The organism is Pseudomonas sp. AGC41 (assembly GCF_057334555.1).
In genome coordinates this window covers 1-11083 of record NZ_JBHFJB010000024.1, presented here as the reverse complement: position 1 = coordinate 11083, position 11083 = coordinate 1, and the positions used below count along the sequence as shown (strand labels likewise).

Below are 11083 nucleotides of genomic sequence, written 5' to 3'. Positions count from 1 at the left end.
CCCCCCCCCCCCCCCCCCCCCCCACCTCAGGACAGTTCGAGACAGCCTAGAACCGCTGCACCGTCACCGCACCCGCCGCGCCGGCAGGCCCTGGCTGGCCATCGGCACCGGGACGGCCGCTCTTGCCGCCGTCGGCGGTATAGACCAGGCAGCCCTTGGCCTTGCCTCCCGCGCCAGGCTTGCCACCAGGCCCGGCCGCGCCACCAGCGCCGCCATCTACCATTACCTTGATCTGTTCGTCGGGATAAGCGCGCGGCAGCTCCAGCCGGACCAGTGCGCCGGCCGCGCCCGGCTGACCGTCAGCGCCGTTGCTGCCGTCGGCGCCGCGACCAGCCGAACCCCAAGTGCAGCCCGGTGCCTGGCCGTTGGCGCCGTCGAGGCCCACATAACCTGGCGCGCCGGTACCGCCACGGGCATCCACCGACAACAGCGGCGCGTTCAACGCCTCGAAGCGCAGATTGAGGTTACGCCCCGGGCGCGCCGCCTTGGTATAGGTTCCCGGCGCGCCACGGGCAGTAATCTGGCTGCCTTCGGCCAGTTCGGCCTGGGTGACTTTCATGTCCAGGGCTTGTTGTGCCGGTACGATGGCGATCCTTGCCTCACGCCCCAAGTGCAATTGGCCGATCGACAGCTCAGTGACGTTCGAAGGCACCAGCAGCGTGCCGTAGTCGGCCACGTCCAATCGCTCCAGGGCAAGCGTGCTGGTGGTGTTGGGCAAACGCATCAACGAGTGGCTTTCCACCTGGACCACTTGAGCGCTGGCCCACGGGCATACGAGTAATGCGAGCAGACAGAGTTTACGCATGGGAAGCCTCGGGTGCGGTCGGGAGGGTTTGCAGGTGAAAGATGCCGAACAGCAGCACCCTGAGGCGATCACGACCAGGAGCGGGGCGACCACGAAAGCGAGCCCTGAACATTAGAAGTTCGAGCAGATGGATCGCCAGTAACGACACCCCGGCGAGATTGACCAACAGATGCAGCGGATGGACGAACGGCATGACCAGATTGACCAGCACCACCAGCCAGAACAGCAGGGTCAGCAAGCGCCCCAGCCCCCAAAACACCTTCATATGCCCCCCGTTCGAGAATTATTCTTTGCGCGCACAGTAACGGCTTGCGCGCAGGATATGCCAGAGGGCCCGGCAAATTTAATCCAGGCCCAGCGGACCGCCTTCCTGGCGATCCGACGGCTCTGGCCCGCTTGGGCGATGATGTCTAACGTTGGATATGCAATTCGACCCGACGGTTCTGGGCGCGCCCCTCATCGGTCTCGTTGTCGGCCACCGGTTGGCTTTCGCCCTTGCCTTCACTGGTGAGTTTTGCCGGGGCCACGCCCTGGGTCAGCAGATACTCCACCACGCTGCCGGCCCGACGTTCCGAGAGGTCCTGGTTATACGCCTCGGTACCGACACTGTCGGTGTGGCCCACCACGCGGATACTGGCGACGTTGGCGTGACTCAGTTTTGCCGTCAGCTCGTCGAGCTGGCTTCTGGCCGCGGCGGTGAGGTCGAACTTGTCAAAATCGAACAGCACCTTGCCAGCGTCGTTCAGGGTAATGACTTCGCTGGTGGGCATGTCCGGCTCGGCCGGTGGCGTGCTGGCCGGGTATTGTGGCAGCGGGCAGCCGTGGTGTTCGACGGGGGTATTGGCCGGTGTGTCGGGACAACGATCGCGACGATCGAACACGCCGTCGTCGTCTTCGTCGCCGTCCTGGGCGTAACAGATCAAACCACCGCCCAGCAGCCCCAACGCAGCGCCACCGGCGGCCCAACCGCTGCTTTGGATGGCTCCGAGGCCACCGCCAACAAGCCCGCCGACCAAGCTGCAGATCGGCCAGGTACGCTGATTGAGCGAGGCGCTACCATCACTGTGAGTGGCGCAACCGGACAGCAAGCTGCTTGCCAGCAGTAGCGGTAAGGCGGCCTTGATTAGAACGTTCATGGTGAATGCTCCTGTGTCACCGGCCCATACCGGTCACACAGGAGTAAAGACCCGCATCCGCGACTGTACAAGCCGCGGAGAACGAGGGGTTCAGCGGTTTATCTTGATTTCGGTGCGACGGTTCATTGCGCGACCATCGGCGGTTTTGTTATCCGCCACCGGTTGGCTTTCCCCGGCGCCGGCCACCGAGACGAAACTGGCGCGAGGCACGCCGCTTTCGACCAGATATTGAACCACCGAGTTGGCGCGTTTTTCCGACAGTTTCTGGTTATAGGCATCGCTGCCGACGCTGTCGGTGTGCCCGGTCACGCGCAGTTGCGCGGTGGAGGTTTCCTGTTTCAGCCGGGTCGCAATGGTGCTCAGCACTTCTTTGTCCGTCGGCGTGAGGGTGGCCTTGTTGAATTCGAAATGCACGTCGCGGACCACGATCGTTTCTTCCTGGACCATCACGGGCGCTTCAGCCACCGGTGTCGGTGCGGGCGCAGGTGGTGGGCAACCGTCAGCGTCGACCTGCACGCCCTTCGGCGTGCCCGGGCACTTGTCGCGGCTGTCCGGCACGCCATCGCCGTCTTCGTCGCCATCACCATGGGCCCAGCACCAGCCCGCCGCTACCGTACCGGCGACCAGCGCGCCCGGGCCGATCCAGGAACTGCTTTCGATGGCGCCCAATCCTGCGCCGACCACACCACCGGTGGCCGCACAGATCGGCCAGTCGGTTTTTTGCAAACCTGCGCAACCAGTCAACACACTGGTTAGCAGAACCAGGGGTAACGCTGTCCGAACTATGCTCATCGGTTTATCTCCTTGAAGGATCGGCTTCGCGCCGATTCAGGGGAGTAAAGACCCGACTCGGGTTCTGCGCCAGCGTGACGCAACCACAGCTTTGGCCGCGTGTTTACGGCGGATCGCGGCGTTTGAAGACAAACCGCTCTAGGCCCTTGCGTCCACGCGCGCTATCGTGGCGGTTCTGACTGAGGAACTTCGATGACCGTTGCCATTTCTTCGCGCACGCCCCAGCAGGCGCTGGCCGCCGTGCTTGACCGCTATGCCCCGCAAAAACTGCTGCTGATCGGCGCCGGCAGCTTCCCCGCGCTCGAGGCATTCCAACAGGCACATCCCGCCACCGAGGTGGTCCATGCCGCCCCCGGGCCGTTGCCGGCGGACCTGGCGGCGCGGCGTTTCGACCTGGCCCTGGCGCTCGATTGCCTGGAGCATTTGCCCAAGCGCGACGGTCTGAACCTGTTGGGCGGCATTCGCAACCTTAACGCCAGCCGGATCGCCGTGCTGGCCGACCTCAACGCGTGCGGTTGGCAGGAAACCGACTTCTTCTCCCTGGCCCTGCAGGCCAGCGAGCGCTTCCAGCGCGAAGATCAGGTGCTGACCCTGTTTACCTACGATCTGCTTGAATACAAGCAGGTCCCCGACTGGCTCAACTCACGTTTCTGGGCCAACCCGGAAAACTTTGGAAAATATTGGTGGTAGCCGTGGACACTAGCCTGCACACAACCATTTGCCCCTGCGGCAGCGGCAACCCGTTGGACGCCTGCTGCGGCCATTATCACGACGGTCATCCGGCGCCCTGCGCCGAAGCCTTGATGCGCTCGCGCTACAGCGCTTATGTGCTGGGCCTGGTGGATTATCTGGTGAGCACCACCCTGCCCGCCCAGCAGGAGGGCCTCGACCGCCAGGCCATCAGCGAATGGAGCGCCGGCAGCACCTGGCTGGGCTTGGAGGTGGAGAGCAGCGAGGTATTCGGCGGCCAGCCGGAACATGCCTTCGTCACTTTCACGGCACGCTGGCACGACGGTCAGGGCGAACACAGCCACCGCGAACAATCCTCGTTTGTGCAGAACGGCGGGCGCTGGTATTTCATGGACCCGACCGTGCCGGTCAAGACGGGACGCAACGACAGCTGCCCGTGCGGTAGCGGGCATAAGTTCAAGAAGTGCTGCGCCAGCTATTTCGCTCGTTGATTTTCGGAAACGTCCGACGCCCGCCCGCCGCCCTGTGGGGCTAGACTGGAATTAAACCAGAGGCACGGACATGACCCAGACATCTCGATTGCTGCGCATCACTTGCCTGCTGCTACTCGTCGGGCTAGGGGGTTGCGCGTCCTGGCGAGGTGCAGAGGCTCCCGAACCGCAAGTGCACCTGGTCAAGGTGGAGGTGGTGCGGGCCCGGTTGCTGGAACAGAAGTTCATGTTGCACTTTCGCGTCGACAACCCCGGCGAAGACGACCTCACCGTACGCGGCCTGACCTACCGGATACACCTGGACGACCTGCTGCTGACCGAAGGTGAGCATGAACACTGGTTCACCGTGCGCCCGGGGCACAACGCCTATTTCAAGGTACCGATCCGCACCAACCTGTGGCCGCAGGTGCGCGAACTGGTGAAAATGCTGAAGAAACCCCGGCAACAGATTCCCTATCGTCTGGAGGGGGAGCTGGAAACCGGTTTATTCATCGCGCACTACGTGCACCTGGAACGCAATGGCGTGATAATCGCCGCCGATCTAATTGCGGAGTAACCCCGATGACCCAGCAACCCCACGTCCATGGCCCTGATTGCAACCACGATCATGACCATCACCACGAGCATGATCACGGCCATGTCCACGGCCCGAACTGCGGCCACGCCCACCAGGAACCCGTGCGCAACACCCTGAAGGACGTCGGTCGCAACGACCCTTGCCCGTGCGGCAATGGCAAGAAATTCAAGAAGTGCCACGGGGCTTGATGGACCAGGCGAAAAGTTTTTTTGCCTGCTAGGCCGCCTTCGCGAGCAGGCTCGCTCCCACACGGGTTTTGCGGTGCACGCATATTCCTGTGGGAGCGAGCCTGCTCCCGAAGAGGCCAGCACATTCAATACCGATTGCTCAGCCCGCCGCCAGAATCCGCTCCACGCTGAGCACCGTCGCATATTCCCCATGCAGGTTCCCCAAGGACATCGCATGCACTTCGGCAGCCGCACGGGCATTGCCGAAGAAGTCGGGTTTGTCGAAGGTGTAACAGGCATCCGCGGCCACCCACGTATCGAACCCCAGGTTTCCAGCCGTGCGTGCCGTGGACTCCACCGAATTGTTCGTGGCCACGCCGACAATCACCAGTTGCTCGATTCCGGCACTGCGCAAATCCGCCTCCAGGGTCGTGCCGCAAAACGCATCCGGCACTTGCTTCTGGATCATTCCTTCGCCGTCTATCGGCCTGAATCGCTCCTGGACTTCCACGCCGGATTGTCCGGGCCAGAAGACTGACGCCTCGGATCGGGACAGATGATGGACATGGATGACCGGCCGCGCCGACTCTCGCCAGTATCCGAGCAATTCCAGCATGCGCAGCTCCGCCTCAGGGTTGTTGCGCGGGCCAAGCCTGGGATGGAGGATGCCTTGCTGCTGATCGATGAGGATCAGCGCTGCGTTTTTTTGTAGCTCCATGGCGGATTTCTCGCTCGTAGATTTTCCTGCACTTGAGCATCACCTTCCCTTACAAGCAAGTCTTGGGACGCCGCCTTGCGATTTTGTCCGGCCGGGCTTTCATCGCAAAACATCAAATAACCCCAAAGCCCGCTTGCGCGCCCTTCTCCTGCTCACTAACGTAGCGCCTTTATTGGTGCCACCCCCTCCCGCAGGAGCTTTGCCATGGCCTCGCCAGCCTCGATTTTTTTCCTTCCCAAGCTCGGCGTTGCCGCAGCAGTGGCCAGCGTGCTCGGTTTGAGCGGTTGCCAGGCCTGGAATACCCAGGACACGGTCGCGCCCACCACCGGCGTACAACCGCTCAAGGGGCTGGCGCAGAATGTCTCGGTCCGGCGCAACGCCTTGGGCATGCCGCTGATCGAGAGCAACAGTTTCCATGACGCCCTGTTTGCCCTCGGCTATGTGCATGCCAGCGACCGGATCACGCAAATGGCGACCCTGCGCTTGCTCGCGCAAGGCCGCCTGGCGGAAATGTCCGGCGCCGAACGGCTGGATGTCGACCGCTACATGCGCGCGGTCAACCTGAAGAAAAGCGCGGATGAGCTGTACAAGGCATCCTCGCCACGCCTGAAGCTTTTTTTCGAAGTCTATGCGCGAGGCGTCAATGCCTACCTGTTCCGCTATCGCGACAAGCTGCCGGCGGACCTGGCCGCCACCGGCTACAAGCCTGAATACTGGAAACCGGAAGATTCGGCGCTGCTGTTCTGCCTGCTGAACTTCAGCCAGTCGGCCAACCTGCCGGAAGAAGTCGCCGCCCTGGTGCTGGCCCAGAGCGTGACCAACGACAAACTGGCCTGGCTAAGTCCGTCCTACCCGGATGAGCCATTGCCGTTGGCCGAAGCCGAAAAGCTCCAAGGTGTCCGGCTCAATGGACAGATTCCCGGCCTGAACGAAATCAGCAAGGCCAGCGCACAATTGGCCGACCTGAACCTGCTGGGCGCAGCGACTTCGAGTAACTGGGCCATCGGCCCGCAGCGCAGCCGCAACGGCAAGAGCCTGTTGGCCGGCGACAGTCATGGCCCACTGGGCGTGCCGTCGCTCTGGAGCCCGGTGCAGATTCGGGCGCCCAAATACCAGGCGGCCGGGCTTTCCGTGGCGGGCATCCCGATGATCCTCGCGGGCTTCAACGGTAACGTCGCGTGGAGCATGACCAGTGTTCTCGGCGACAACCAGGACCTGTATCTGGAAAAGATCCGACGCCAGGGTAACGGGCTGTCCTACGAAGCCAATGGCAAATGGCAGCCGGCGACCGTGCGCAACGAAACCTACTTCATCAAGGGCCAACGTTCGATCAGCGAAGCGGTGTACGAAACCCGCCACGGTCCGTTGCTCAACAGCGCCCAAGGCCCGGCCATGGCCAACGGCCTGGGCCTGGCCCTGCAACTGCCGAGTTTCACCGACGACAAAAGCCTGGACGCGTTCTTCGATCTGTCGCGCGCGCAGAACGTCGAGAAAGCCTCCGACGCCAGCCGGGAGATCCGCGCCCTGGCGGTGAACATGGTGTTTGCCGACGCCCGCAATATCGGCTGGCAGGTCACCGGCCGCTACCCGAACCGCCGCGAGGGCGAAGGCCTGCTGCCATCGCCGGGCTGGGACGGCCGTTATGATTGGGACGGTTACGCCGATCCAATGCTGCACCCCTACGACCAGGATCCGGCCCAGGGTTGGCTCGGCACCGCCAACCAGCGCGTCATTCCCCATGGCTACGGCATGCAATTGTCCAATTCCTGGGCGGCGCCGGAGCGTGGCGAGCGCCTGGCCGAACTGGCCGGCGCAGGCAAGCACGACGCCCGCAGCCTGATCGCCATGCAATACGACCAGTCCACGACATTCGCGGCCAAGCTCAAGAAGTTCTTCGAAACCCCGGGCATGGCCCAGCCGCTCAAGCAGGCGATCGAAGCGCTGCCGGTAGCGGACCGCGCCAAGGCACGCGAGGCCTACACGCGCCTGATGGCGTTCGATGGCCGACTCAGCCCGGTTTCTGCCGACGCAGCAATCTATGAGTTGTTCCTGCAAGAAAGCATGAAGCAGACATTCCTTGATGAACTGGGCCCCGAAAGCAGTCCGGCGTGGAAAGCGCTGGTCGCCAACGGCCAGCTGTCTTATTCGGCCCAGGCCGATCATTTGCTCGGTCGTGAAGACAGCCCGTTCTGGGACGATGTGCGCACGCCGCAAAAAGAAGACAAGGCCGTTATCCTCGCTCGCAGCCTGGCAGCGGCCATCAACGTCGGCGAGAGCCAGCTGGGCGGCGACCACGCTACCTGGCAGTGGGGCAAGCTGCACCGCCAGGAGTGGAAAAACGCCAGCGGCCAGACCGTACGCGGCCCGCAGGCAGCCGGCGGCGATGGCACCACGCTCAATACTGCCGCGTTCGCCTGGGGCCAGGATTTCAACATGACCCTGGCGCCGGCCACCCGGTTTATCGTTGATTTCAGCCAGCCTGAGCCGTTGACGATCCAGGGCGGCGCCGGTCAATCGGGCAACCCGGCCAGCCCGCTCTATCTGAACGGCCTCGATCCGTGGCTCAAGGGTCAATATCAAAGCCTACCCTTGCAACCGCAGAATTTTGACCGGGCGTATGGCAAGACTCGTTTGACCTTGGTTCCCGGTAAATAGGCCGATCTGCCTCTAATGCTGTCACTTAAGGCAATCGACGATCCCGTGACGAGGGAGCTTGCTCCCGCTGGGCCGCGAAGCGGCCCCAAAACCGCCATGTGCGGAGCATCAGGCGCACCGCACCCGCCGGTTTACGACTGCTTCGCAGCCGAGCGCGAGCAAGCTCCCTCGCCACAAGTGCATCCTCTCTTAAATGGACCGGATTACCTGTGGGAGCGAGCTTGCTCGCGATTGCGTCCCCCGTCCCACCAGGAAAACCGATCGAACTTCTCCCCCCGTCCCCGCCTCTACCAGACAAGCCCATCGCCCCGGTAACCGCATGGATCTGGTCATTGCCCGCCCCGAAGGCCTGTATTGTCCGCAGGGAGATTTCTACATCGACCCATGGCGTCCGGTGGACCGCTCGGTCATTACCCACGCCCACGGCGACCATGCCCGCGGCGGCAACCAGCATTACCTGGCAGCGGCACCCGGCGAAGGCATCCTGCGCTCCCGGCTGGGCCAGGACATCAACCTGCAAACCCTGCCCTACGGCGAACGGCTGGTACACCATGGCGTGACCCTGAGCTTTCATCCCGCCGGCCATGTATTGGGTTCTGCCCAGGTGCGTCTGGAGTACGAAGGCGAGGTGTGGGTCGCGTCCGGCGACTACAAAGTCGAGCCCGACGGCACCTGCGCACCGTTCGAGCCGGTGAAGTGCCACACGTTTATCACCGAATCCACCTTCGGCCTGCCGATCTATCGCTGGCAGCCCCAGGCGCAGGTGTTCGATGAGATCAACCAGTGGTGGCGCGGGAACATCGCCGCTGGCCGGGCCAGCGTGTTGTTCTGCTATTCCTTTGGCAAGGCCCAGCGAATCCTCCATGGCATAGACGCGAGCCTGGGACCGATACTCGCCCATGGCGCGGTGGAGCCGCTGAACCGGGTCTATCGCGAAGCCGGTGTGCACCTGCCGCCGACGATCTATGCCGGCGATGTGAAAAAGACTGATCCGATCATGAGCCAGGCGCTGGTCATCGCCCCGCCCTCCGCCGGTGGCAGCACCTGGATGCGGCGATTTGGCGAATATAGCGACGCCTTCGCCAGCGGCTGGATGCGCTTGCGCGGCACCCGTCGGCGGCGCGGCGTGGATCGGGGCTTCGTGCTTTCCGATCACGCCGACTGGCCCGGCCTGCTCTGGGCCATCGAACAGACCGGCGCCGAACGGGTCATGGTCACCCATGGATCGGTGGCCGTGCTGGTGCGTCATCTCTGTGAACAAGGCCTCGACGCCCAGGGCTTCACCACGGAATACGGCGACGACGAAGAGGACGTTGCCGTGGCGAGCGACAGCGGCGAGGACGCCTCATGAAAGCCTTTGCCGAGCTGTACGCCGAACTCGACGCCACTACCTCCAGCAACGCCAAGCTCGCGGCCATGCAGGACTACTTCAGCAAGGCGCCACCCGCGGACGCCGCCTGGGCGGTGTATTTCCTCTCGGGCGGGCGTCCCAGGCAGCTGGTACCGGTGAAAATCCTCCGCGAGCTGGCGGTCCAGGTGTCCGGCCTGTCTCTTTGGCTGTTCGAAGAAAGTTACCAGGCCGTGGGCGACCTGGCCGAAACCATTTCGCTGGTACTGCCCGAATCGCCCCACAGTTCCGATGAAGGCCTGGCGGTGTGGATCGAGGAAAAGCTCCTGCCGTTGCGCGGTGAGTCGCCAGAGGTACTGACGCAGCGGCTTCCGGCACTGTGGGCAGAACTCGACCGATCCAGCCTGATGCTGTGCATCAAGCTCATCACCGGCAGTTTCCGCGTCGGGGTTTCCAAGCTGTTGGTCACCCGGGCACTGGCTACGATGGCCGGGCTCGACAGCAAACGGGTGGCCCAACGGCTGGTGGGCTACACCGATCTTTCCCACCGCCCGAGCGCGGCCAGTTACCTCAAGCTGATCGCCGGCGAATCCGCCGATGAACACGCCCAACGCGGCGGCCAGCCTTATCCGTTTTTCCTCGCCCATGCCTTGTCGCAACCGGTTGAGCAGTTCGACACCTTGTTGGGGCCGGCCAGCGACTGGCAGGTGGAGTGGAAATGGGACGGGATCCGCGCCCAGGTGATCAAGCGCGACGGCCATTTGTGGGTCTGGTCCCGTGGCGAGGACCTAGTGACCGAGCGTTTTCCTGAATTGCATTCTCTAGCGCAAGCGTTGCCCGACGGCACGGTGATCGACGGCGAGATCGTGGTCTGGAAAGCTCCGCAGGCAGTCACCGAAGATGCCTTTGATCCGGAGGCGCCATTGCAGCCGGCGGTGCAACCCTTCGCCCTGTTGCAACAGCGCATCGGTCGCAAGACCTTGAGCAAGAAAGTGCTGGAAGATGCCCCCGTGGTGGTGATGGCCTACGACCTGTTGGAATGGCACGGCGAGGACTGGCGCAGCCGGCCCCAGGCCGAGCGTCGCGAGCAACTGGAGGCCCTGATTGCCCGCTGCCACAGTCCGGTGCTGTTGCCGTCGCCCATCGTCACTGGCGAGGATTGGTTCGACCTCGCCCGCCAGCGCGAAGCGTCCCGCAGCCTCGGCGTCGAAGGCATGATGCTCAAGGCGCGCAACGCGCTGTACGGCGTCGGCCGGACCAAGGACATGGGCGTGTGGTGGAAATGGAAGATCGACCCGTTCAGTGTCGACGCGGTGCTGATCTATGCCCAGCGTGGCCATGGCCGACGCGCCAGCCTCTACAGCGACTACACCTTCGCCGTGTGGGACAACCCGCCCGGCAGCCGCGAACGCACGCTGGTGCCTTTCGCCAAGGCCTACTCAGGGCTGACCGATGCAGAGATGCGCCAGGTCGACAGCATCGTGCGCAAGACCACGGTGGAAAAGTTCGGCCCGGTGAGCAGCGTCACGCCGACCCTGGTTTTCGAGCTGGGCTTCGAAGGCATCGCCTTGTCCAAGCGCCACAAGAGCGGGATCGCGGTACGTTTCCCACGGATGCTGCGCTGGCGCCAGGACAAGACCGTCGAAGAAGCGGACACGCTGGCGACGCTGCAGGATCTTCTCAAGTAGTCCCCGCTCTCGTGGG

At 63.5% G+C, this 11083-nt stretch carries 12 protein-coding genes; 7 read left to right on the top strand and 5 right to left on the bottom strand.

All coding sequences use genetic code 11. The annotated features are described in order from the left end of the window. Positions 1–46: 46 nt before the first annotated feature. The 4 genes from ACE04F_RS04080 to ACE04F_RS04065 form a co-directional block, all read right to left on the bottom strand. Positions 47–805, bottom strand: a complete 759-nt coding sequence (locus tag ACE04F_RS04080; protein ID WP_486105022.1) for a collagen-like protein — start codon at positions 803–805, stop codon at positions 47–49. After that, positions 798–1070, bottom strand: coding sequence for a DUF1145 domain-containing protein (locus ACE04F_RS04075; protein ID WP_486105020.1), 273 nt, complete (start codon positions 1068–1070; stop codon positions 798–800). The genes ACE04F_RS04080 and ACE04F_RS04075 overlap by 8 nt, the downstream gene beginning before the upstream one ends. A gap of 145 nt (positions 1071–1215) precedes the next feature. Continuing rightward, complete coding sequence (locus ACE04F_RS04070) at positions 1216–1941, bottom strand: PA1041 family peptidoglycan-binding anchor lipoprotein (protein WP_486105018.1); 726 nt, start codon at positions 1939–1941, stop codon at positions 1216–1218. Between the two features lie 90 nt (positions 1942–2031). Continuing rightward, positions 2032–2733, bottom strand: coding sequence for a PA1041 family peptidoglycan-binding anchor lipoprotein (locus tag ACE04F_RS04065; protein ID WP_305499213.1), 702 nt, complete (start codon positions 2731–2733; stop codon positions 2032–2034). 192 nt (positions 2734–2925) lie between these two features. On the opposite strand from ACE04F_RS04065, the gene ACE04F_RS04060 reads away from it, so the two are divergent. The 4 genes from ACE04F_RS04060 to ACE04F_RS04045 all read left to right on the top strand — a co-directional run bounded on the left by ACE04F_RS04060 (position 2926) and on the right by ACE04F_RS04045 (position 4679). Continuing rightward, positions 2926–3423, top strand: a complete 498-nt coding sequence (locus tag ACE04F_RS04060) for a DUF6231 family protein (protein ID WP_486105016.1) — start codon at positions 2926–2928, stop codon at positions 3421–3423. Between the two features lie 14 nt (positions 3424–3437). Beyond that, complete coding sequence (locus ACE04F_RS04055) at positions 3438–3914, top strand: YchJ family protein (RefSeq protein ID WP_486105038.1); 477 nt, start codon at positions 3438–3440, stop codon at positions 3912–3914. A 70-nt stretch (positions 3915–3984) separates the two neighbouring features. After that, positions 3985–4470: an LEA/WHy family protein gene (locus ACE04F_RS04050; protein ID WP_486105014.1), complete on the top strand. Its 486-nt coding sequence runs from the start codon at positions 3985–3987 to the stop codon at positions 4468–4470. A gap of 5 nt (positions 4471–4475) precedes the next feature. Next, positions 4476–4679, top strand: a complete 204-nt coding sequence (locus ACE04F_RS04045) for an SEC-C metal-binding domain-containing protein (protein ID WP_486105012.1) — start codon at positions 4476–4478, stop codon at positions 4677–4679. 139 nt (positions 4680–4818) lie between these two features. On the opposite strand, the gene ACE04F_RS04040 is transcribed toward ACE04F_RS04045, so the two are convergent. Beyond that, positions 4819–5376 (bottom strand): cysteine hydrolase family protein, encoded by a 558-nt coding sequence (locus tag ACE04F_RS04040; RefSeq protein WP_486105010.1) that lies wholly within the window; start codon positions 5374–5376, stop codon positions 4819–4821. 204 nt (positions 5377–5580) lie between these two features. On the opposite strand from ACE04F_RS04040, the gene ACE04F_RS04035 reads away from it, so the two are divergent. The 3 genes from ACE04F_RS04035 (at position 5581) to ACE04F_RS04025 (ending at position 11067) form a co-directional block, all read left to right on the top strand. Then, entirely contained in the window at positions 5581–8031 is a 2451-nt protein-coding gene (locus ACE04F_RS04035; protein WP_486105009.1) for a penicillin acylase family protein, read from the top strand. 319 nt (positions 8032–8350) lie between these two features. Continuing rightward, entirely contained in the window at positions 8351–9382 is a 1032-nt protein-coding gene (locus ACE04F_RS04030; protein WP_486105007.1) for a ligase-associated DNA damage response exonuclease, read from the top strand. Beyond that, the gene (locus tag ACE04F_RS04025) at positions 9379–11067 is read left to right on the top strand and encodes an ATP-dependent DNA ligase (RefSeq protein WP_486105005.1); all 1689 of its coding nucleotides are present in this window, start codon (positions 9379–9381) and stop codon (positions 11065–11067) included. The genes ACE04F_RS04030 and ACE04F_RS04025 overlap by 4 nt, the downstream gene beginning before the upstream one ends. Positions 11068–11083: the final 16 nt, after the last annotated feature.

Bases quoted from the DNA above. Each gene is read 5' to 3' on its own strand.
- ACE04F_RS04060 (WP_486105016.1), top strand. From the start codon at position 2,926: ATGACCGTTGCCATTTCTTCGCGCACGCCCCAGCAGGCGCTGGCCGCC.
- ACE04F_RS04050 (WP_486105014.1), top strand. From the start codon at position 3,985: ATGACCCAGACATCTCGATTGCTGCGCATCACTTGCCTGCTGCTACTC.
- ACE04F_RS04035 (WP_486105009.1), top strand. From the start codon at position 5,581: ATGGCCTCGCCAGCCTCGATTTTTTTCCTTCCCAAGCTCGGCGTTGCC.
- ACE04F_RS04065 (WP_305499213.1), bottom strand. From the start codon at position 2,733: ATGAGCATAGTTCGGACAGCGTTACCCCTGGTTCTGCTAACCAGTGTG.
- ACE04F_RS04045 (WP_486105012.1), top strand. From the start codon at position 4,476: ATGACCCAGCAACCCCACGTCCATGGCCCTGATTGCAACCACGATCAT.
- ACE04F_RS04080 (WP_486105022.1), bottom strand. From the start codon at position 805: ATGCGTAAACTCTGTCTGCTCGCATTACTCGTATGCCCGTGGGCCAGC.
- ACE04F_RS04030 (WP_486105007.1), top strand. From the start codon at position 8,351: ATGGATCTGGTCATTGCCCGCCCCGAAGGCCTGTATTGTCCGCAGGGA.
- ACE04F_RS04075 (WP_486105020.1), bottom strand. From the start codon at position 1,070: ATGAAGGTGTTTTGGGGGCTGGGGCGCTTGCTGACCCTGCTGTTCTGG.
- ACE04F_RS04040 (WP_486105010.1), bottom strand. From the start codon at position 5,376: ATGGAGCTACAAAAAAACGCAGCGCTGATCCTCATCGATCAGCAGCAA.
- ACE04F_RS04070 (WP_486105018.1), bottom strand. From the start codon at position 1,941: ATGAACGTTCTAATCAAGGCCGCCTTACCGCTACTGCTGGCAAGCAGC.
- ACE04F_RS04025 (WP_486105005.1), top strand. From the start codon at position 9,379: ATGAAAGCCTTTGCCGAGCTGTACGCCGAACTCGACGCCACTACCTCC.